Source organism: Pseudomonas sp. GW704-F2 (assembly GCF_059423025.1).
Window position 1 is genome coordinate 39,440 of sequence record NZ_JBWKXO010000021.1, and the last position, 20,432, is coordinate 59,871.

19 protein-coding genes are annotated in these 20,432 nt (G+C 60.3%); 13 read left to right on the top strand and 6 right to left on the bottom strand.

Going from position 1 to position 20,432, the window contains the following annotated elements; translation table 11 throughout:
* Positions 1–35 precede the first annotated feature (35 nt).
* The 7 genes from AC07W0_RS18420 (at position 36) to AC07W0_RS18450 (ending at position 8,055) form a co-directional block, all read left to right on the top strand.
* Positions 36–1,295, top strand: coding sequence for a D-mannose isomerase (locus AC07W0_RS18420; protein ID WP_102617881.1), 1,260 nt, complete (start codon positions 36–38; stop codon positions 1,293–1,295).
* A 104-nt stretch (positions 1,296–1,399) separates the two neighbouring features.
* Positions 1,400–2,686 (top strand): ABC transporter substrate-binding protein, encoded by a 1,287-nt coding sequence (locus tag AC07W0_RS18425; RefSeq protein WP_102617880.1) that lies wholly within the window; start codon positions 1,400–1,402, stop codon positions 2,684–2,686.
* Between the two features lie 77 nt (positions 2,687–2,763).
* A complete protein-coding gene (locus AC07W0_RS18430; RefSeq protein WP_026140056.1) occupies positions 2,764–3,672 on the top strand; it encodes a carbohydrate ABC transporter permease in 909 nt (302 codons plus the stop codon).
* Positions 3,665–4,510, top strand: a complete 846-nt coding sequence (locus AC07W0_RS18435) for a carbohydrate ABC transporter permease (protein ID WP_017847184.1) — start codon at positions 3,665–3,667, stop codon at positions 4,508–4,510. The genes AC07W0_RS18430 and AC07W0_RS18435 overlap by 8 nt, the downstream gene beginning before the upstream one ends.
* Before the next feature lie 2 nt (positions 4,511–4,512).
* On the top strand, positions 4,513–5,673 hold the full coding sequence (locus AC07W0_RS18440; protein WP_102617879.1) for an ABC transporter ATP-binding protein: 1,161 nt from the start codon (positions 4,513–4,515) through the stop codon (positions 5,671–5,673).
* An 87-nt stretch (positions 5,674–5,760) separates the two neighbouring features.
* On the top strand, positions 5,761–7,107 hold the full coding sequence (locus AC07W0_RS18445; protein ID WP_017847186.1) for a carbohydrate porin: 1,347 nt from the start codon (positions 5,761–5,763) through the stop codon (positions 7,105–7,107).
* A 102-nt stretch (positions 7,108–7,209) separates the two neighbouring features.
* Positions 7,210–8,055: a D-hexose-6-phosphate mutarotase gene (locus AC07W0_RS18450; protein ID WP_017847187.1), complete on the top strand. Its 846-nt coding sequence runs from the start codon at positions 7,210–7,212 to the stop codon at positions 8,053–8,055.
* A 132-nt stretch (positions 8,056–8,187) separates the two neighbouring features.
* Here the strand turns inward: AC07W0_RS18450 and AC07W0_RS18455 are convergent, their stop codons facing one another.
* Positions 8,188–9,048, bottom strand: coding sequence for a MurR/RpiR family transcriptional regulator (locus AC07W0_RS18455; protein ID WP_169850571.1), 861 nt, complete (start codon positions 9,046–9,048; stop codon positions 8,188–8,190).
* A 219-nt stretch (positions 9,049–9,267) separates the two neighbouring features.
* Here AC07W0_RS18455 and zwf point away from each other — a divergent pair, with 219 nt between their 5' ends.
* From zwf to AC07W0_RS18470, 3 genes are read left to right on the top strand one after another with little or no spacing between them, the layout of a single operon-like run.
* Complete coding sequence (gene zwf / locus AC07W0_RS18460; RefSeq protein WP_017847189.1) at positions 9,268–10,734, top strand: glucose-6-phosphate dehydrogenase; 1,467 nt, start codon at positions 9,268–9,270, stop codon at positions 10,732–10,734.
* Entirely contained in the window at positions 10,721–11,434 is a 714-nt protein-coding gene (gene pgl, locus AC07W0_RS18465) for a 6-phosphogluconolactonase (RefSeq protein WP_046382287.1), read from the top strand. The genes zwf and pgl overlap by 14 nt, the downstream gene beginning before the upstream one ends.
* A gap of 17 nt (positions 11,435–11,451) precedes the next feature.
* Complete coding sequence (locus AC07W0_RS18470; RefSeq protein WP_017847191.1) at positions 11,452–12,117, top strand: bifunctional 4-hydroxy-2-oxoglutarate aldolase/2-dehydro-3-deoxy-phosphogluconate aldolase; 666 nt, start codon at positions 11,452–11,454, stop codon at positions 12,115–12,117.
* A 145-nt stretch (positions 12,118–12,262) separates the two neighbouring features.
* On the opposite strand, the gene AC07W0_RS18475 is transcribed toward AC07W0_RS18470, so the two are convergent.
* Both AC07W0_RS18475 and AC07W0_RS18480 read right to left on the bottom strand, forming a co-directional pair.
* The gene (locus AC07W0_RS18475) at positions 12,263–13,498 is read right to left on the bottom strand and encodes an aminotransferase class V-fold PLP-dependent enzyme (RefSeq protein WP_102617878.1); all 1,236 of its coding nucleotides are present in this window, start codon (positions 13,496–13,498) and stop codon (positions 12,263–12,265) included.
* An 11-nt stretch (positions 13,499–13,509) separates the two neighbouring features.
* Positions 13,510–13,746 (bottom strand): DUF3820 family protein, encoded by a 237-nt coding sequence (locus AC07W0_RS18480; protein ID WP_003213031.1) that lies wholly within the window; start codon positions 13,744–13,746, stop codon positions 13,510–13,512.
* Positions 13,747–13,953: 207 nt separating this feature from the next.
* Here AC07W0_RS18480 and AC07W0_RS18485 point away from each other — a divergent pair, with 207 nt between their 5' ends.
* On the top strand, positions 13,954–14,421 hold the full coding sequence (locus tag AC07W0_RS18485) for a ferritin-like domain-containing protein (protein ID WP_102617877.1): 468 nt from the start codon (positions 13,954–13,956) through the stop codon (positions 14,419–14,421).
* Positions 14,422–14,475: 54 nt separating this feature from the next.
* Here AC07W0_RS18485 and AC07W0_RS18490 read toward each other — a convergent pair whose 3' ends face one another.
* On the bottom strand, positions 14,476–14,946 hold the full coding sequence (locus tag AC07W0_RS18490) for a MaoC family dehydratase (RefSeq protein ID WP_017847194.1): 471 nt from the start codon (positions 14,944–14,946) through the stop codon (positions 14,476–14,478).
* Between the two features lie 57 nt (positions 14,947–15,003).
* Positions 15,004–15,948, bottom strand: a complete 945-nt coding sequence (locus tag AC07W0_RS18495; protein ID WP_046489897.1) for an alpha/beta hydrolase — start codon at positions 15,946–15,948, stop codon at positions 15,004–15,006.
* 210 nt (positions 15,949–16,158) lie between these two features.
* Here AC07W0_RS18495 and fadD2 point away from each other — a divergent pair, with 210 nt between their 5' ends.
* Together fadD2 and fadD1 are read left to right on the top strand one after the other, a co-directional pair.
* The gene (fadD2, locus tag AC07W0_RS18500) at positions 16,159–17,847 is read left to right on the top strand and encodes a long-chain-fatty-acid--CoA ligase FadD2 (protein WP_017847196.1); all 1,689 of its coding nucleotides are present in this window, start codon (positions 16,159–16,161) and stop codon (positions 17,845–17,847) included.
* A 384-nt stretch (positions 17,848–18,231) separates the two neighbouring features.
* On the top strand, positions 18,232–19,923 hold the full coding sequence (gene fadD1, locus AC07W0_RS18505) for a long-chain-fatty-acid--CoA ligase FadD1 (RefSeq protein ID WP_017847197.1): 1,692 nt from the start codon (positions 18,232–18,234) through the stop codon (positions 19,921–19,923).
* A 116-nt stretch (positions 19,924–20,039) separates the two neighbouring features.
* Here fadD1 and AC07W0_RS18510 read toward each other — a convergent pair whose 3' ends face one another.
* Positions 20,040–20,417, bottom strand: a complete 378-nt coding sequence (locus AC07W0_RS18510; protein ID WP_017847198.1) for a hypothetical protein — start codon at positions 20,415–20,417, stop codon at positions 20,040–20,042.
* Between the last annotated feature and the right edge of the window lie 15 nt (positions 20,418–20,432).

The window sequence follows — 20,432 nt, forward strand, 5'->3', positions numbered from 1 at the left end:
TCCGGTCATCCCACAAACAATAATAAGGGCTCCCCATGACCACCCAACCACTGCCTGCCAGCAGTTGGCTGAACGCGCCTGCCCACCACGCCTGGCTCGCCAGCGAAGGCCAGCGCCTGCTGTCATTCGCCAAGGCTTCGCGCCTGCCCGACGGGTTCGGCAACCTGGACGATAAAGGCCAGTTGCCGGCCGATGCCGTTGCCGAGACCATGAACACCGCGCGCATGACCCATAGCTTCGCCATGGCTCACGCGATGGGGTTGCCCGGTTATGCCGGGCTGGTCGAGCATGGGGTGGCCGCCCTCAGCGGCGCGCTGCGCGATAACGCGCACGGTGGCTGGTTCGCCGCGCCCCACGCTGTGGATGGCAATACGGGCAAGGCTGCCTACCTGCACGCTTTTGTCGCCCTGGCCGCCAGTTCTGCGGTGGTCGCGGGCGCACCCGGCGCACAAGCCCTGTTGAACGACGCGATCCAGATCATCGAGCAGTTTTTCTGGAGCGAGGAGGAGGGCGTCATGCTCGAATCCTTTGCCCAGGACTGGAGCGGCGTCGAAGCCTATCGCGGCGCCAACAGCAACATGCACGCGACGGAAGCGTTCCTCGCCCTGGCCGACGTCACCGCCGACACACGCTGGCTGGACCGCGCGCTGCGCATCGTCGAGCGCGTGATCCACACCCACGCCGCCGGCAACCGGTTCATGGTGATCGAGCATTTCGACGCCCAGTGGACACCCTTGCGCGGTTACAACGAAGACAACCCCGCCGACGGCTTCCGCCCCTATGGCGTGACCCCCGGCCACGGCTTCGAGTGGGCGCGGCTGCTATTGCACCTGGAGGCTGCGCGCCTGCGGGCCGGGCTGGCCACACCGGACTGGCTGGTGACCGACGCCAAAGGCCTGTTCGCCAGCGCCTGCGACAGCGCCTGGGCCGTGGATGGCGCCCCCGGCATCGTCTACACCCTGGACTGGAACCAGCGCCCGGTAGTGCGCGAACGCCTGCACTGGACCCACGCCGAAGCCAGCGCCGCCGCGCAGGCCTTGCTCAAACGCACCTTCGAGCCGCATTACGAAACCTGGTACCGGCGCTTCTGGGAGTTTTGCGACAGCCATTTCATCGACCGTACCCACGGCAGCTGGCACCACGAACTCAGCCCGCACAACCAGCCCAGCAGCAAGATCTGGGGCGGCAAACCGGACCTGTACCATGCCTGGCAAGCGGTCCTGCTGCCGGCGCTGCCGTTGGCGCCGAGCATGGCCAGTGCGTTGGGCTCCGGGTGCTATGTCACCAAGTGGTGACATTTGTGCATCCCTTTGTTACCTGCGCTTAAAAATTCCCTGTTTAAACTCCGTGCAGCGCAAGCTCCAGACTTGCATGCATAACAACAAGAAAAGGTACTCAGATGAACGCGATTAATCGCCTCGCCGTCGCTATTTCCATTGCCTCGTTGTTTCCCCTCAGTGCATTTGCCGCCGACTCGAAAGGGACGGTTGAAGTTGTGCATTGGTGGACCTCGGGCGGTGAAAAAGCGGCTGTAGATGTCCTGAAGGCCCAAGTTGAAAAAGACGGCTTCACCTGGAAAGACGGTGCTGTCGCAGGTGGCGGTGGCGCCACGGCCATGACCGTGCTGAAAAGCCGCGCGGTCGCCGGCAACCCACCCGGCGTAGCCCAGATCAAAGGCCCGGACATCCAGGAATGGGCATCCACCGGCTTGCTCGACACCGACGTCCTCAAAGACGTGGCCAAAGAAGAAAAATGGGACTCCCTGCTCGACAAGAAAGTCTCCGATACCGTGAAGTACGACGGTGACTACGTTGCCGTTCCGGTGAATATCCACCGCGTGAACTGGCTGTGGATCAACCCGGAAGTCTTCAAGAAAGCCGGTATCACCAAGAACCCGACCACCCTCGAAGAATTCTACGCCGCCGGCGACAAGCTCAAGGCCGCTGGCTTCATCGCGCTCGCCCATGGTGGCCAGCCTTGGCAGGACAGCACCGTGTTCGAAGCGGTCGTTCTGTCGGTGATGGGCGCCGATGGCTACAAGAAAGCCCTGGTTGACCTGGACAACGGCGCGCTGACTGGCCCGCAAATGGTCAAGGCGCTGACCGAGCTGAAGAAAGTCGCGACCTACATGGACGTCGACGGCAAAGGCCAGGACTGGAACCTCGAAGCCGGCAAAGTCATCAACGGCAAGGCCGGTATGCAGATCATGGGTGACTGGGCCAAGTCCGAGTGGACCGCCGCGAAGAAAGTCGCCGGCAAAGACTACGAGTGCGTAGCCTTCCCGGGCACCGACAAAGCCTTTACCTACAACATCGACTCCCTGGCGGTGTTCAAGCAGAAAGACAAAGGCACTGCAGCCGGTCAGCAGGACATCGCCAGAGTCGTGCTGGGTGAAAACTTCCAGAAAGTGTTCAGCATCAACAAGGGTTCGATCCCTGTGCGCAACGACATGCTGAACAAAATGGAATCCTACGGTTTCGACTCCTGCGCCCAGACCGCAGCCAAAGACTTCCTGGCTGACGCCAAGAACGGCGGCCTGCAGCCAAGCATGGCGCACAACATGGCCACCACGCTGGCCGTGCAAGGTGCGTTCTTTGACGTCGTGACCAACTACATCAACGACCCGAAAGCCGATCCGGCCGACACCGCCAAGAAACTCGGCGCTGCGATCAAGTCGGCCAAGTAACGGTTGACCGGATGGGGGAGCCCTGGCCCCCATCCGGCACGTTCCTGTAGTCCTTTTCCTCTGTATTGGATTTTCCCATGAGCTCTGTTGCTGTGTTCAGCAAAGCCTCGCCGTTCGATGCCCTGCAGCGCTGGCTACCCAAACTGGTGCTGGCGCCAAGCATGTTCATCGTGTTGGTGGGCTTCTACGGTTACATCCTGTGGACGTTTGTGCTGTCGTTCACCACGTCGACGTTCCTGCCGAGCTACAAATGGGCGGGCCTTGCGCAGTACGAGCGGTTGTTCGACAACGATCGCTGGTGGGTCGCGAGCAAGAACCTGGCGCTGTTCGGCGGAATGTTCATCGGTATCACCCTGGTGATCGGTGTGACGCTGGCGATTTTCCTCGACCAGAAAATCCGTCGTGAAGGCTTTATCCGCACCATTTACCTGTACCCGATGGCGCTCTCGATGATCGTCACCGGTACGGCCTGGAAATGGCTGCTCAACCCGGGCATGGGCCTGGACAAACTTCTGCGGGACTGGGGCTGGCAAGGCTTCCGTCTCGACTGGCTGATCGACCCGGACCGCGTGGTCTATTGCCTGGTGATCGCTGCCGTGTGGCAAGCCTCCGGTTTCATCATGGCGATGTTCCTGGCCGGCCTGCGTGGCGTCGATCAATCGATCATCCGTGCCGCGCAGATCGACGGTGCAAGCCTGCCGCGCATCTACTGGAGCGTGGTGCTGCCGAGCCTGCGTCCGGTGTTCTTCAGTGCGGTGATGATCCTGGCGCACATCGCGATCAAGAGTTTCGACCTGGTGGCGGCGATGACCGCAGGCGGACCGGGCTACTCGTCCGACCTGCCGGCGATGTTCATGTACTCGTTCACCTTCAGTCGCGGCCAGATGGGCATGGGTTCGGCCAGTGCAATCCTGATGCTCGGTGCGATCCTCGCGATCATCGTGCCGTACCTGTACTCCGAGCTGAGGACCAAGCGTAATGACTAGTCTTGCCGCAAAACCTGCCATCAGCCTGAGCCGCATCGCGATCTACGCGGTGCTGATCTTCGCGGTGCTGCTGTACCTGGTGCCGCTGGTGGTGATGTTGCTCACCAGCTTCAAGACCCCGGAAGACATCAGCACCGGCAACCTGTTGAGCTGGCCGACCGTGGTCACCGGCATCGGCTGGGTCAAGGCCTGGGCCACGGTGGATGGCTACTTCTGGAACTCGATCAAGATCACCGTGCCGGCTGTGCTGATTTCCACCGCCATCGGTGCGTTGAACGGCTATGTGCTGTCGTTCTGGCGCTTCCGTGGTTCGCAGTTGTTCTTCGGCCTGTTGCTGTTCGGCTGCTTCCTGCCGTTCCAGACCGTGCTGCTGCCCGCGTCGTTCACCCTCGGCAAGATGGGCCTGGCCAGCACCACCACCGGCCTGGTGTTTATCCATGTGGTCTACGGCCTGGCGTTCACTACGCTGTTTTTCCGTAACTACTACGTGAGCATTCCGGATGCGTTGATCAAGGCGGCGCGCCTGGACGGTGCAGGTTTCTTCACCATCTTCCGTCTGATCATCCTGCCGATGTCGACCCCGATCATCATGGTCTGCCTGATCTGGCAGTTCACTCAGATCTGGAACGACTTCCTGTTCGGCGTGGTGTTCTCCAGCGGCGACTCGCAGCCCATCACGGTGGCGCTGAACAACCTGGTCAACACCAGCACCGGGGCCAAGGAATATAACGTGGATATGGCGGCGGCGATGATCGCCGGGCTGCCGACCCTGCTGGTCTATGTGATCGCAGGCAAGTATTTCGTGCGCGGCCTCACGGCCGGCGCGGTCAAGGGGTAATCATGGCTACGCTTGAACTTCGCAATGTAAACAAGACCTATGGCGCCGGCCTGCCCGACACCTTGAAGAACATCGAACTGTCGATCAAGGAAGGCGAGTTCCTGATCCTGGTCGGCCCGTCGGGGTGCGGCAAGTCCACGCTGATGAACTGCATCGCGGGCCTTGAGACCATCACCGGCGGCGCGATCATGATCGGCGACCAGGACGTCAGCGGCATGAGCCCCAAGGATCGCGACATCGCCATGGTGTTCCAGTCCTACGCGCTGTATCCGACCATGAGCGTGCGTGAAAACATCGAGTTCGGCCTGAAGATTCGCAAGATGCCCCAGGCCGATATCGACGCCGAAGTGGCGCGGGTGGCCAAGCTGCTGCAGATCGAACACCTGCTCAACCGCAAGCCGGGCCAACTCTCCGGCGGCCAGCAACAGCGCGTGGCCATGGGCCGGGCCCTGGCGCGTCGGCCGAAGATCTACCTGTTCGACGAACCGCTGTCCAACCTCGACGCCAAGCTGCGCGTCGAGATGCGTACCGAAATGAAGCTGATGCACCAGCGTCTGAAAACCACCACCGTCTACGTCACCCACGACCAGATCGAAGCGATGACCCTGGGCGACAAAGTGGCGGTGATGAAGGACGGCATCATCCAGCAGTTCGGCACGCCGAAAGAGATCTACAACGATCCGGCCAACCTGTTCGTGGCGAGCTTTATCGGTTCGCCGCCGATGAACTTCATTCCTCTGCGCCTGCAGCGCAAGGACGGCGGCCTGGTAGCGCTGCTCGACAGCGGCCAGGCGCGTTGCGAGCTGCCGCTGAGCATGAGCAACGCCGGCCTGGAAGACCGTGACGTGATCCTCGGCCTGCGCCCGGAGCAAATCGTGCTGGCGACGGGGAAGGGCAACGGTGCGTCGAGTATTCGTGCCGAAGTCCAGGTCACCGAGCCGACCGGCCCGGACACCCTGGTGTTCGTGCAGCTCAATGACACCAAGGTCTGCTGCCGCCTGGCGCCCGATGTGGCGCCGCAGGTGGGCGAGACCCTGACCCTGCAATTCGATCCGGCCAAAGTGTTGCTGTTCGATGCCAAGACCGGCGAGCGCCTGGGCACCGCTGCGTCGCTGCCGGCACAGGATCGTGCCGACAACGTGGCCCAGTTCAAGGGTCGCTGAATTAGGTAAGTTGTTGTTTTTATTAAAAAAAATGTAACCCGCGTTAGATAAAAACAGTTTAATAACAATAAAGACGAGGATGTAGGGATGAAAAAGCAACACAACAACACCCGGCTGATCTGCCAATTGTCAGCAGTGGCAGCCCTGGTCCTGTCCGCCAATGCGATGGCGGACGACGCGTTCAGCGCCGATTCCAAATGGATGACCGGCGATTGGGGCGGTGAGCGGACCAAGCTGATCGAGCAAGGTATCGATATCAAGGCTGACTACGTCGGCGAAGTCGGTGGCAACCTGAGCGGCGGCTACAACAACGACAAAACGGCGCGTTACGCTGACCAGTTCGGTCTGGGCGTGGCACTGGATCTGCAAAAGTTGTGGGGCTGGGATAACACCCAGGCCAAGATCCAGCTGACCAACCGTAACGGCCAGAACATCTCCAACGACCGTATCGGTGATCCGCGTGCTGGCACCTTGAGCTCGTCTCAAGAAGTGTACGGCCGTGGCCACATGGTGCGTCTGACCCAGTTCTGGATTCAGCACCAGATGTTCGACAACAAGCTGGACGTGAAGCTCGGTTACTTCGGTGAAGGCGAAGACTTCAACACCTTCCCGTGCGACTTCCAGAACTTGTCGTTCTGCGGCTCCCAGGTCGGTAACTACGTCAGCACCTGGTACAACTGGCCGGTCGCCCAGGCCGCGATCCGCGTGAAGTACCACATCACGCCTGAGCTGTATGCGCAGATCGGTGCGTACAACCAGAACCCGTCGCAGTTGGAGCACGGCAACGGCTTCAAACTCAGCGGCAGTGGCACCAAGGGCACCGTGATCCCGGTGGAATTGGTCTGGTCGCCGAAGGTCAATAACCTGCCGGGCGAATACCGTGTGGGTTACTACAAGAGCGCCGCCGATGCCAGCGACGTCCGTGAAGACGTCAACGGCAACGATGCTGCCACCACCGGCGCGGCCTACCGTACCCACAGCAGCAAAAAAGGCTATTGGTTCGTTGCGCAACAGCAACTCACTACCCATAACGGCGACGCGTCTCGTGGTCTGAACATCGCGGCCAACGCCACGTTCCACGACAAGGACACCAACACCGTCGATAACTACCAGTCGATCATGTTGGTGTACAAAGGGCCTTTCGACGCGCGTCCAAAAGACGACGTGGGGATTGGCGCTGCTCGTCTGCACGTTAACGATGACGTGAAGAAAAACGCCGAGCTGCTCAACGTTGCCAATGGCGTGAGCGACTACGACAACCCACTGTACGCGCCGCTGCGCAGCACCGAGTACAACTACGAAATCAACTACGGTTTCCACGTCACCAACTGGCTGACCGTGCGTCCCAACCTGCAATACGTCGTCCACCCGGGCGGCGTGGATAAAGTCGACAACGCGCTGGTGGCCGGTCTGAAAATTCAGTCGGTGTTCTAACGCTGTTGCGATAAGCTCCTTCTCTCTGTGCGCATTTGCGGGTAGCCATGGCTATCCGCTTTTTTTTGGATTGCACTGTGAAGATATTCAGGACCGTGGCACATGCATGAGCATCCGCTGCAACGCTTTTTCAAATCCCTGCGCGAGCGTCCGGTGTTCGCCTGGGAGCGCTTCCAGACGCGCGATGTGTTGGTGATCGACCATCCGTTGTGCCAGGCGGTATTCAGCCGCCAGGGCGCGCAATTGCTGCATTTTCAGCCCCGTGGGCAGAAACCCTGGTTGTGGTGCGCAGCCAAGTGGCCACAAGTCGGTGCCATTCGCGGCGGCGTGCCGGTGTGCTGGCCGTGGTATGGCCGGCATCCCAGCGAAAATGCGTGGCCGTCCCATGGTTGGGCGCGGCTGATCGATTGGAAACTGCTCGACAGCAACACCGACGACGACGGCGTGCGCCTGCACTGGCAGTTGCAGTTGTGCGACTGGCAGGTGGACTTGCACGCGCACCTGGGCGAAACCCTGGAGTTGCGCTTGTGTACCGAGCATCAGGATGAGCTGCCGTGCCAACTGAGCCATGCGTTGCACGCTTACTGGCGGATTGGCAATGTCGGTGAGATAGCGCTGTCTGGGCTCGACGGGGCGCAAGGTTATGACCAGCTCAATCGCCAGGCTTGCCAGCAGGAAGGCGAGTTGCGCGTGGAAGGCGGGTGTCAGCGCGTGTTCCAGCATGAGGGCGAGCTACACCTCAAGGACCACGCCTGGCAGCGCGAATTGTGCATCGACACCGGCGACAGCGCCGACACCGTGGTGTGGCACCCGGGCAGCCGGCCGCTGTTGGGCGTCAGTTTTAATGAGGCGTCGGGGTTTGTATGCGTGGAGTCGGCGATGGCCGGGGCCAGCCTGGCGCCGGGGGAGCGGGCGCATCTGAGTTTGCAGGCCAGGGCTGGGGTTTAGCGCTGTTGCTGATACCGTCTTCGCGAGCAAGCTCGCTCCCACATTTGAAGCGTATTCCAAGATCGGACTCGTCAAAATGTGGGAGCGGGCTGGCTCGCGAAGAGGCCGGGACTGCTGGAGGCATTGTCTGCCTCAGTTGAACTCGTCGCCAACCGGATACCGGCTGTCATTCAAGCTCTCTTTGATCTTGCGCAGGTGCGGCTGGAAGTCCACGCCACGGCGCAAGGTCATGCCGGTTGCCAGTACATCCAGCACCGTCAGTTGGATGATCCGCGAGGTCATCGGCATATAGATGTCGGTGTCTTCCGGCAGCGGAATGTTCAGGCTCACGGTGCTGACCTTGGCCAGCGGCGAGTTCTCGGCGGTCACACCCAGCACCGATGCGCCGTTTTCCCGGGCAATCCGCGCCACTTCCACCAGCTCGCGGGTACGCCCGGTGTAGGAGATGATCACGAACAGCTCGCCGGTGTGCGCCACCGAAGCAATCATGCGCTGCATCAGCACGTCGGCATGGGCGGTCACCGACAGGTTGAAGCGAAAAAACTTGTGCAACGCATCCATGGCCACCGGGGCGGACGCGCCGAGGCCGAAGAAGTGGATCTGGCGCGCCTGGATCAACAGGTCCACGGCCTTGCTGATCAGGTTCGGGTCGAGGGCCTGGCAGGCGCTGTCCAGAGAGGCAATGGCGCTGCCGAAGATCTTCTGGGTGTAGGCCTCGGGGTCATCATCGGCCTCCACCGCACGGCTGACATACGCCGCGCCGCTGGCCAGGCTTTGCGCCAGTTGCAATTTGAGTTCAGGGTAACCGCTGACGCCGAACGAACGGCAGAAACGGTTGACCGTCGGTTCACTGACCGAGGCGGCTTGGGCGAGGGCTGCGATCGAGAAGCGGGTCGCCTGCTGTGGGTTGAGCAGGATGACCTCGGCGACTTTTTTCTCGGCCTTGTTCAATTCTTCGAGGCGGTTCCGGATCTGTTCCAGAAGATTTCGCACGCGGTCCATACAGTGTTTCCTTGGGGCGACGATGCAAATAAAGGGTGGTCACCAATCGACGAGTGGCCCTTTGCGGTGGCCTATCCTACTTAGGGTAGCTGAACACCACCACTCGGAATGCGTATTTCGGGAAAATGTTGTGGTTATTACTACATTTTTCCTTGAGTGATGCCTTGAAAAAAGGTATTTGTAGCTTAACTTGATAAAAGAACAAACATCATGCCTTCGATAACGGTAGAACCCTGCACCTTTGCCCTGTTTGGCGCGTTGGGTGATCTGGCGCTGCGCAAGTTATTTCCTGCCCTCTATCAACTCGATGGTGCCGGGCTCTTGCACGACGACACGCGCATCCTGGCCCTGGCCCGCGAAGCCGGTTCCGAGCAACAGCACCTGGCGCATATTGAAACAGAACTGCGCAAATACGTCGGCAAGGAACTGGACGAAGCCATCGCCCAGCGTTTCCTGGCGCGCCTGACGTATGTTCACGTCGATTTCATGAACGCCGATGACTACGTGGTCCTGGCTGAAAAAGCCGGCACCGGGCAGCGCCTGATCGCCTACTTCGCCACGCCTGCGGCGGTGTACGGGGCGATCTGCGAAAACCTGTCCAAGGTCGGCCTGGCGGACAATACCCGCGTGGTGCTGGAAAAACCCATCGGCTCGGACCTGGAATCTTCGCGCAAGGTCAACGACGCTGTCGCACAGTTTTTCCCGGAAAACCGCACGTACCGCATCGACCATTACCTGGGCAAAGAAACCGTCCAGAACCTGATCGCCCTGCGTTTCGCCAACAGTCTGTTCGAGACCCAGTGGAACCAGAACTACATTTCCCACGTGGAAATCACCGTGGCCGAGCAGGTCGGCATCGAAGGCCGCTGGGGTTACTTCGACAAGGCCGGGCAGCTGCGGGACATGATCCAGAATCACCTGCTGCAGCTGCTGTGCCTGATTGCCATGGACCCGCCGGCCGACCTGTCCGCCGACAGCATCCGTGACGAGAAGGTCAAGGTGCTCAAGGCCCTGGCGCCGATCAGCCCGGACGGCCTGACCACCCAGGTGGTACGCGGCCAGTACATCGCCGGCTACAGCGCCGGCAAGCCGGTGCCGGGTTACCTGGAAGAAGAGAATTCCAACACCCAGAGCGATACCGAAACCTTCGTCGCCCTGCGCGCCGATATCCGCAACTGGCGCTGGGCCGGGGTGCCGTTCTATCTGCGTACCGGCAAGCGCATGCCGCAAAAGCTGTCGCAGATCGTTATCCACTTCAAGGAACCGTCCCACTACATCTTCGCCCCCGAGCAGCGCTTGCAGATCAGCAACAAACTGATCATCCGCCTGCAACCGGACGAAGGTATTTCCTTGCGCGTGATGACCAAGGAGCAGGGCCTGGACAAGGGCATGCAACTGCGCAGCGGTCCGCTGCAACTGAATTTTTCCGACACCTATCGCAGCGCGCGGATTCCCGATGCCTACGAGCGGTTGTTGCTGGAAGTAATGCGCGGCAATCAGAATCTGTTTGTTCGCAAAGATGAAATCGAAGCCGCGTGGAAGTGGTGTGACCAGTTGATCGCCGGGTGGAAAAAATCCGGTGATGCGCCCAAGCCGTATGCGGCGGGTTCCTGGGGGCCGATGAGCTCGATTGCACTGATCACGCGGGATGGGAGGTCGTGGTATGGCGATATCTGAATTGAAACTGCCTCAGGGCGTCACTGCCCATGAGTACCGTTCGCCGGCGTTGCTGGCCGATGGCCTGGCCAACGACGTGGCCGAACAACTGCGCGCGGCCATCAGTGCCCGTGGCGAAGCGACCCTGGTGGTGTCCGGCGGCCGTAGCCCCGTGGCGTTTTTCCAGAACCTGGCCAAGCAGGGTCTGGACTGGTCCAAAGTCACCGTCAGCCTGGCCGATGAGCGCTGGGTGCCGGTGGAGCACGTCGACAGCAATGCCGGCCTGTTGAAGAAGTACCTGTTGCAAGGCCCGGCAGCCAAGGCCAAGTTCCTCAGCCTGTACAGCGCCGCCGCCAATCTTGAAGATGCCGCCGAGCAGGCTGATCGCCTGCTGGCCGAACTGCCAGCCATTGATGTGCTGGTACTGGGCATGGGCGACGACGGCCACACCGCGTCGTTGTTCCCCAACAGTCCGAACCTGAGCGAAGCCCTGCAGGCCGACGGTACCCGCCGTTGCTGGCCGATGCTCGCGCCGACCGTACCACGCCAGCGCCTGACCATGAGTCGCGCGCTGCTGGCTACGGCGAACTACACCGTACTGTCGATTTCCGGCAGTTCGAAATTGACCACGTTGAGCGCCGCGCTGGCCAGCAACGACGTTGCTGCCATGCCGATTCGCGCATTTTTGCAACCTACATTAGAGATTTACTGGTGCCCATGAGCCAAGGATCAGCCGCTATGAAAAGCCCTCAATCGACCGTGTCCATGGCGGATAAAGTTGCCCTGATCGACAGCCTCTGCGCCAAGGCGCGGATCCTGCCGGTGATCACCATCGCCCGTGAACAAGACATCCTGCCACTGGCCGACGCCCTGGCAGCCGGTGGTTTGACCGCATTGGAAGTGACCCTGCGTTCCGAGTTCGGCCTCAAGGCCATTCAGGTCCTGCGCGAGCAACGCCCGGAGTTGTGTACCGGCGCCGGCACCGTGCTCGATCGGCATATGCTCGAAGCCGCGGAGGTTGCCGGCTCGCAATTTATCGTCACCCCCGGCATTACCCGCGACCTGCTTGAAGCTTCGGTCCACAGCCCGATCCCACTGCTGCCGGGCATCAGCAATGCCTCCGGAATCATGGAAGGCTATAGCCTGGGTTATCGCCGCTTCAAACTGTTCCCGGCCGAAGTCAGCGGCGGCGTCGCAGCCATCAAAGCCCTGGGCGGCCCGTTTGGCGAAGTGAAATTCTGCCCGACCGGCGGCGTTGGCCCGGCCAATATCAAGAGCTACATGGCGTTGAAAAACGTGATGTGCGTGGGCGGTAGCTGGATGCTCGACCCGGAATGGGTCAAGAACGGCGACTGGGCGCGTATCCAGGAAGTCACCGCCGAGGCACTGGCGCTGCTGGACTGAGCTGATTCATCGAATCGTTGTTGCTGTGCTTAACGGCATTTTTGCGGTGCGCTTGGTCGGCGGACCGCTTTTTTTTGCCTGCGCAAAACCTTGAGACCCACACATCTTCAAATGTGGGAGGGAGCTTGCTCCCGATAACGGTGTATCAGCCGATATTTTCGCTGACTGACACTCTGCAATCGGGAGCAAGCCCCCTCCCACATTTTTCAGCCGCGCTGAGTGCGGTGATGGCGTTGATCAGTGCATGGATGTCTGCGGTTGATGTCGCCAACCCCGGTGTCACCCGGATACAGGTGCCGAACGCCGCTCCACTGCGGGTAGTGGTAAACAGGTTGTAGTCCCTGAGCAGGCGGTCCGCCATCACCGGCTGATCCCGCCCGATGAACTTGAACGCCGTGATCCCGCAATACAGTCGCGGATCATCCGAGGTCAGCACTTCAATCCCCGGTAATGGCCGCACCTGGCGTACCCACAGATCCCGCAGGTAATTCATCCGTGCGCCTTTGGCCGCGGCGCCCCCCAATGCGCGGTGTTCTTCGAACACCAGCGGCAAGGTCATCAGCGCCGGGAAGTTCGGCGTGCTGTAGGGCGTGCGGGCGCGCACGTCGGTGATGGGGTAATGGAACTCACCCATGTCCGGGTCGATGTCGGCCAGGCGCTCGGTGGCTATATATAGAAAACCCAGGGTCAGCGGTGCGCCAATCCATTTGTGCAGGTTGAAACCGGCGAAAGCGATACCCAGTTCAGCGAGGTTGAACTCGATCTGGCCAAGGGCGTGGGCGCCGTCGAGGATCACGTCGACAGCGTGTTCGCGAACCGCTCTGGCAATGGCTTCGACCGGCATGACCAAGCCGGTGCGGTGGGTCACGTAGGTCAACGCCATCAGTTTCAGGCGAGGGTATTGGACGAAGGCATCGCGATAGCTCTGCAGCAAGCTATCGAAACTGGCCGGGTGGGCGTGGGAAATTTCGATCACTTCCACCCCTCGGTAGCCGGCCAACCAGCGCATGGCGGCCTTGACCGTGTCGTATTCCAGGTCGCTGATCAGCACTTGGTCGCCCGGTTGCAGGCGGTTGTAGTTGCGGATCAGCGACTGCAAGGCTTCGGTGGCGTTGCGGGTGAAGGCGACCGATTCGGGGTCGGCGTCGATCAGTTCGGCCAGTTGGCGGCGGATCTCGACGTTTTCGCCCTGCTCGAAACGCTGGCGCACATGCACCGCGTTACTGCGGTTGATAAACGCGACGTGCTCGAGGTACTGCGCTTGCACCACGCGGCTCATGCGCCCGAAGTAGCCGTTTTCCAGGTTGATCGGGCCTGGCTCCAGTGCATAGCGGTCGGCGATGGCCTGCCAGTGCGCTTCGTTGGCTGCATTGCATGGCATGGTGCGGGTTCCTAGTGACGAGGCGCGGGTTTGCCGTGTTTGGCGCGCAGTGGCTCCAGCAGTTCGGACAGGCCGTTGTGGTCGATTTCCTGCATCAATGCCAGCAACCCGCCCAGCTCGCCGTGGGGGAAACCTTCGCGGGCAAACCAGTTCAGGTAGGGGCCGGGCAGGTCGGCGATGATCCGTCCCTTGTACTTGCCGAAGGGCATTTCGCGGGTGATCAGCAGTTCGAGTTTTTCGGGGTTCATGACGGCTCAGGCGTTTGCATCGAGGTCTTGGAAAATACAGGCATTCTGCATGAAGGCCAAATGACAGATCATGCAAATAACGCACATACAGATCGTTCAATTATTTTTAACTTATTGAAATCTAAAGAAAAAGTTGTTTTTTAAAACCTGGCACGGGCGCTGCAATCATTAATGCAACCTTTCTCAACCCACATAAGGAATTGAAAAATGACTGATATCAATAAAGAGTCCATCTCCGTATTGAACGACCTGATCGAAACCAGCATCGACGGTCAAAAAGGTTTCAAAGAGTGCGCTGATGACATCAAGCATCCCGAACTCAAAGCGCTGTTTGCCAAGCGCTCCGCAGACTGCGCCACTGCCGCCGCCGAGCTGAAAACCGCCGTGCGTGCCCTGGGTGGCGACCCGGAACAGTCCGGCAGCGTTGCCGGCGCCCTGCACCGTGGCTGGGTCGATGTGAAGTCGATGGTCACCGGTAAAGACGAAGAGGCTGTGTTGAACGAAGCCGAGCGCGGTGAAGACCACGCCCTCAAGGCTTACAAAGCAGCGATCGAGAAGATCACCCAGCACAACCTGGGGGGCATTCGTGACTTGGTTGAGCGCCAGTACCACGGCGTACAACGTAACCACGATCAGGTGAAAGCCTTGCGTAACCAGGCTCGCGCTCAGTCGTGAGCCGTCGCTGAATAAAAAATCCCCGCCGATGCGGGGATTTTTTATGGGAGTTGATCAGCCGATGGTGATGGCTGGCAGTTCGGTCAATGTCACGACCTGTTGCTTGCGTGGCGCGAGGATTTCCGCTTCGCCATCCACCACCAGCTCATCGCGCTGGTTGAACACGCGGGTGGCGATACGCACGCGGAACTTTGGCAGCTTTTCGAGGATTTCCAGACGCACGGTCAGGGTATCGCCGATTTTCACCGGTTTCTGGAAGCTCATCTGTTGGCCGATATAGATCGTGCCCGGCCCAGGCAGCTCACAGGCAACCGCCGCGCTGATCAGGGCGCCGCTGAACATGCCGTGGGCGATTCGCTCCTTGAACATGGTCGCCTTGGCAAATTCCGCATCCAGGTGTACCGGGTTGTGGTCGCCGGACATCGCGGCGAACAGTTGGATGTCACGCTCTTCGACGGTCTTGCTGTAGCTGGCGGTCTGGCCGACTTCGAGGGCTTCGTATGGGGTGTTGGTTACCTGGGTCATCTAAAGGTGCATCCTGTGGCTAATCGATAATTTAATTGGCTGATTTTAAACGAAAAATTATTCGCAGCGAGTCGGCCTGCGCGAGGTCAGGGCCTGGTCGAGCCACGTCAGCACATCCGCGGTGACTTCGTCGCGGTTGGTTTCGTTGAATAGTTCGTGACGCGCCTGCGGGTAGATATTCAGTTGCAGGTTCTGGCAGCCAGCCTCACGCAGGGCATGGGCCAGTCTTTTCAGACGCTTGCCTTCACTCACCGGATCACATTCGCCGCCGATCACCAGGATCGGCAAGCCCGGATCGATCTGCGCGAGATTGGACGCTTTGCTGATTTGCTGCAAGCCGCCCAGCAGGTCGATCCACAGTTGGTTGGTGCAGCGGAACCCACAAAGCGGGTCGTGGCGGTAGCGGTCGACTTCGTCCGGGTCACGGCTGAGCCAGTCGAAAGCCGTGCGGTTGGGCTTGAACGCTTTGTTGAACGAGCCGAACGATAGGTACTCGATCAGCGCACTGCGGCCGCGCAAGCCCTGGCGCAGGCGTTCGGCACGGGCGATCAGCCGCGCGGCGCGGTACAGCGCCACCGGCTGGAAATTCGAACCACTGAGAATCGCCCCATGCAGGCTGGCGCTGTGGTGCAGCAGGTAAGCCTGGGCGATATAGCTGCCCATGCTGTGGCCCAGCAAAATGATTGGCACTCCCGGCAACTGCTGGCCGATGTGCTGGTTGAGGCTGGCCAGGTCGCCCACCACCTTGTTCCAGCCGTCCCGCTCGGCGAACAGGCCCAGGGTGCCCTCGTCGGCGGTGCGACCATGGCCGCGCTGGTCCAGGGCAAACACCCCGTAGCCCGCCCCACATAACGCTTCGGCCAGGCGCGCATAGCGACCGCCATGCTCGGCCATGCCGTGGGACACCATGATCAACGCCTTCGGCGGCGTGTCCGGCAGCCATTGATTGACGTACAGGCGGCTGTGGTCATTCGCGGTCAGCCAGAAGGTGGTGTGGTTCATGGCGCTTCCTTTGCTCGGGGTCATTGCAGTGTATAGCCCATCCTCGGCCAAGCGGCTGATCAGTACAGACCCTTGTAGGAAGATTCACGCTATCAATGACGCTATTGCCTGTATTTGCCTGTTTGGCCATAGCTGCTAACGTCCCCGAAGCTCCGCTTTTTATAGCAGCAGAAAAGCGGCCAGGCACATTCAGGTAAGAGGACAAGAATAATGCAACCTGATTTCTGGAATGACAAACGCGCGGCGGGCGTTCCCAACGAGATCGATCTGACCGCCTACAAGTCGGTGATTGAAGTCTTCGAGCGTTCCTGCAAGGCCTTTGCCGACCGCCCGGCGTTCAGCAACATGGGCGTCACCCTGACCTACGCCGAGCTTGAGCGCCAGAGTGCGGCGTTCGCCGGCTACCTGCAGCAGCACACCGACCTCAAGCCGGGCGATCGCATCGCGGTGCAGATGCCCAACGTGCTGCATTACCCGGTGGCGGTGTTCGGTGCGCTGCGCGCCGGGTTGATCGTGGTCAACACCAACCCGCTGTACACCCCGCGCGAGATGCGTCATCAGTTCAAGGACGCCGGCGTGCGCGGCCTGATCTACCTCAACCTGTTTGGTTCGCGGGTGCAGGACGTCTGCACCGACACCGAGATCGACTACCTGATCGAAGCCAGGATGGGCGACTTCATGCCAGCGGCCAAGGGCTGGCTGGTCAACACCCTCGTCGACAAAGTGAAGAAAATGGTCCCGGCCTATCACTTGCCGCGCGCGGTGTCGTTCAAGCGCGCCTTGCGCATGGGCGCAGGGCAGGGCGTGACGCGCCACCCGGTGAGCCTCGATGACGTTGCGGTGCTGCAATACACCGGCGGTACCACCGGCCTGGCCAAGGGCGCAATGCTCACCCATGGCAACCTGGTGGCGAACATGCAGCAGGTGCGCGCCTGCATGTCGCAGACCGGCGAGGATGGCCACCCGCTGATCAAGGAAGGCCAGGAGGTGATGATCGCGCCGCTGCCGCTGTACCACATCTATGCGTTCACCGCGAACTGCATGTGCATGATGGTTTCCGGCAACCACAACGTGTTGATCACCAACCCGCGTGACATCGCGGGCTTTATCAAGGAGCTGAAAAACTGGCGCTTCACCGGCTTGCTCGGGCTCAACACGTTGTTTGTGGCGTTGATGGACCATCCCGACTTCAAGAGCCTGGACTTCTCCAGCCTTAAACTCACCAACTCCGGTGGCACGGCGCTGATCAAGGCCACCGCCGAACGTTGGGAGCAACTCACCGGTTGTGCGATCGGCGAAGGGTATGGCCTGACGGAAACGTCGCCGGTGGCCAGCACCAATCCGTATGGCAGTCAGTCACGCCTGGGCACCGTAGGCATCCCGGTGCCGGGGACGGCGATGAAGGTGATCGATGATGAAGGCGCCGAGCAGCCCCTGGGCGAACGCGGCGAGCTGTGCATCAAGGGCCCGCAGGTGATGAAGGGCTACTGGCAGCAGCCGGCCGCCACCGCCGAGGCGCTGGACGCCGAGGGGTGGCTCAAGACCGGCGATATTGCCGTGATCGACGAGGATGGGTTTGTACGCATCGTGGATCGCAAGAAGGATTTGATCATCGTCTCGGGTTTCAACGTTTACCCCAACGAGATCGAAGACGTGGTGATGGCTCACCCGGCGGTGGCCAACTGCGCGGTGATCGGCGTACCGGACGAGCGCACGGGGGAGGCGGTGAAGCTGTTTGTGGTGGCGCGTGCCGAAGGCGTGAGCCTTGAGGAGTTGAAGAACTACTGCAAGACCAACTTCACGGGGTACAAGGTGCCCAAGCACATCGTGTTGCGTGAGTCGTTGCCGATGACGCCGGTGGGCAAGATCCTGCGGCGCGAGTTGCGCGACATCGCCTGATGTGAAATGCAGTCGACAATGGGGGAGGGGGCTTGCCCCCGATGGCAGTGGATCAGTCACCAAATATGTTGGCTGATTCACTGCTATCGGGGGCAAGCCCCCTCCCACATTTGTCTGTGTTTATCCCGTTAAGCCCTGTTCTAGAGCCATTTTCAAGCGTATAGAATTTTTGCTCTAAAAATGACTATTAGTTATTCATGAGTCATGTTTATGACTGTAGGGGCCTCTTTTGGCTCTAGTCGGCCCTTGGCAAAGCTGCTACTCTCGGCGCGCTTTGTGACCTCTCGGCCTGCTTAAACGCGCCAGACTCACCTAAAAAACATACACCAATAATAATCGCATCAAATGCGATGATGAATTCGCGTCGCTGAGGAGTGGGCTTCCATGAACGTAGACTTTTGGAAGGATAAGTACCCCGCCGGGATTGCTGCAGACATCAATCCAGACGAGTATCCAAATATTCAGGCGGTACTGAAACAGTCCTGCCAGCGCTTCGCCAACAAACCGGCTTTCAGCAACCTGGGCAAGACAATCACCTACGGTGAGTTGTACGAATTGTCCGGCGCTTTCGCCGCGTACCTGCAACAGCATACCGATTTGAAGCCTGGCGATCGAATCGCCGTGCAACTGCCCAACGTCCTGCAATACCCAGTCGCCGTGTTCGGTGCCATCCGTGCCGGCCTGATTGTGGTCAACACCAACCCGCTGTACACCGCGCGGGAAATGGAACACCAATTCAACGACTCCGGGGCCAAGGCCCTGGTCTGTCTGGCCAACATGGCGCACCTGGCTGAAAAAGTCGTGCCCAAGACTGCCGTCAAACACGTGATCGTCACCGAAGTCGCCGACCTGCTGCCGCCGCTCAAGCGCCTGCTGATCAACAGCGTCATCAAGTACGTGAAGAAAATGGTCCCGGCCTATCACTTGCCCAAGGCGATCAAGTTCAACGACGTGCTGGCCAAGGGGCACGGCCAACCGGTCAATGATGTCAGCCCGGCCAGCAGCGACGTGGCGGTGCTGCAATACACCGGCGGCACCACCGGCGTGGCCAAGGGCGCGATGCTGACCCACCGCAACCTGGTGGCGAACATGCTGCAGTGCAAGGCGCTGATGGGCTCCAACCTCAATGAAGGCTGCGAGATCCTGATCACTCCGCTGCCGCTGTACCACATCTATGCGTTCACCTTTCATTGCATGGCGATGATGTTGATCGGCAACCACAACATCCTGATCAGCAACCCGCGCGATCTGCCGGCGATGGTCAAGGAGCTGTCGAAGTGGAAGTTCAGCGGCTTTGTCGGCCTGAACACGCTGTTCGTGGCGCTGTGCAACAACGAAGGCTTCCGCAAGCTGGACTTCTCTGCGCTGAAAGTCACCCTGTCCGGCGGCATGGCCCTGCAACTGGCCGCAGCTGAGCGCTGGAAGGCCGTGACCGGCTGCGACATCTGCGAAGGCTACGGCATGACCGAGACCAGCCCCGTGGCGACGGTCAACCCGATCCAGAAGATCCAGATCGGCACTATCGGCATTCCGGTGCCGTCGACCTTGTGCAAAGTCATCACCGATGACGGCGTCGAGCTGGGCCTGGGCGAGGTCGGCGAGTTGTGCGTCAAAGGCCCGCAAGTCATGAAGGGCTACTGGCAGCGCGAAGACGCCACCGCCGAGATCCTCGACAGCGAAGGTTGGTTGAAGACCGGTGACATCGCGATCATCCAGCCGGACGGCTACATGCGGATTGTCGACCGTAAAAAAGACATGATTCTGGTCTCCGGTTTCAACGTCTATCCCAACGAACTCGAAGACGTGCTGGCGACCCTGCCGGGCGTGCTGCAGTGCGCGGCCATTGGTGTGCCGGACGAGAAGTCCGGGGAACACATCAAGATCTTCATCGTGGTCAAGCCGGGCGCCACCCTGACCAAGGACCAGGTGATGGAGCATATGCGTGCCAACGTCACCGGCTACAAGGTGCCCAAGGCCGTGGAATTCCGCGATGCCTTGCCGACCACCAACGTGGGCAAGATCCTGCGTCGCGAATTGCGTGATGAAGAACTGAAGAAACTGGGCCTGAAAAAGTAACCCAGGCCTAAATGTGAGAGGGGGCTTGCTCCCGATGGCAGAGTGTCAGCCACTGCATCGAGTGACTGAACCACCGCTATCGGGAGCAAGCCCCCTCGCACATTCTGACGGCGTTCCTACAGGGTGAATGGCGCGAAGCTGACGCCAGCACCGGCTGGGCGTACATCCTTGAGGAACGAGTCCTTGTCCGCGCTCAGTTCCAGGGTAATCTCTGGCTTGCGCTTGCCCGCATTGCGCACCACCAAGCCTTCGAGCTTTTCACGCAGGAACACCGTCGGCACCTTCAGGTGCAGCAACTGGTCAGTCTCGGCGTTGTGCAGCAACAAGTGAATCCACTCGTACTGGCCCACCGCGATCCGCGCCACCGGCAGGTCGAACCACCAGATGTTGCGTTTGCGGTCCAGGTCGGTGAAGTGGCAGTTGTTGACGCCGAGTACGGCACCGCCCAGTTCCTGGTTTCTGCGGGCGATGGCCTGTGCTTTATTGAGTTTCATAACCTTCCTACGGGA

Bases quoted from the DNA above. Each gene is read 5' to 3' on its own strand.
- AC07W0_RS18495 (WP_046489897.1), bottom strand. From the start codon at position 15,948: ATGAACCACACCACCTTCTGGCTGACCGCGAATGACCACAGCCGCCTG.
- AC07W0_RS18490 (WP_017847194.1), bottom strand. From the start codon at position 14,946: ATGACCCAGGTAACCAACACCCCATACGAAGCCCTCGAAGTCGGCCAG.
- AC07W0_RS18425 (WP_102617880.1), top strand. From the start codon at position 1,400: ATGAACGCGATTAATCGCCTCGCCGTCGCTATTTCCATTGCCTCGTTG.
- AC07W0_RS18510 (WP_017847198.1), bottom strand. From the start codon at position 20,417: ATGAAACTCAATAAAGCACAGGCCATCGCCCGCAGAAACCAGGAACTG.
- AC07W0_RS18475 (WP_102617878.1), bottom strand. From the start codon at position 13,498: ATGCCATGCAATGCAGCCAACGAAGCGCACTGGCAGGCCATCGCCGAC.
- AC07W0_RS18440 (WP_102617879.1), top strand. From the start codon at position 4,513: ATGGCTACGCTTGAACTTCGCAATGTAAACAAGACCTATGGCGCCGGC.
- AC07W0_RS18485 (WP_102617877.1), top strand. From the start codon at position 13,954: ATGACTGATATCAATAAAGAGTCCATCTCCGTATTGAACGACCTGATC.
- fadD1 (WP_017847197.1), top strand. From the start codon at position 18,232: ATGAACGTAGACTTTTGGAAGGATAAGTACCCCGCCGGGATTGCTGCA.
- AC07W0_RS18430 (WP_026140056.1), top strand. From the start codon at position 2,764: ATGAGCTCTGTTGCTGTGTTCAGCAAAGCCTCGCCGTTCGATGCCCTG.
- AC07W0_RS18445 (WP_017847186.1), top strand. From the start codon at position 5,761: ATGAAAAAGCAACACAACAACACCCGGCTGATCTGCCAATTGTCAGCA.
- AC07W0_RS18470 (WP_017847191.1), top strand. From the start codon at position 11,452: ATGAAAAGCCCTCAATCGACCGTGTCCATGGCGGATAAAGTTGCCCTG.
- zwf (WP_017847189.1), top strand. From the start codon at position 9,268: ATGCCTTCGATAACGGTAGAACCCTGCACCTTTGCCCTGTTTGGCGCG.
- fadD2 (WP_017847196.1), top strand. From the start codon at position 16,159: ATGCAACCTGATTTCTGGAATGACAAACGCGCGGCGGGCGTTCCCAAC.
- AC07W0_RS18420 (WP_102617881.1), top strand. From the start codon at position 36: ATGACCACCCAACCACTGCCTGCCAGCAGTTGGCTGAACGCGCCTGCC.
- pgl (WP_046382287.1), top strand. From the start codon at position 10,721: ATGGCGATATCTGAATTGAAACTGCCTCAGGGCGTCACTGCCCATGAG.
- AC07W0_RS18435 (WP_017847184.1), top strand. From the start codon at position 3,665: ATGACTAGTCTTGCCGCAAAACCTGCCATCAGCCTGAGCCGCATCGCG.
- AC07W0_RS18480 (WP_003213031.1), bottom strand. From the start codon at position 13,746: ATGAACCCCGAAAAACTCGAACTGCTGATCACCCGCGAAATGCCCTTC.
- AC07W0_RS18450 (WP_017847187.1), top strand. From the start codon at position 7,210: ATGCATGAGCATCCGCTGCAACGCTTTTTCAAATCCCTGCGCGAGCGT.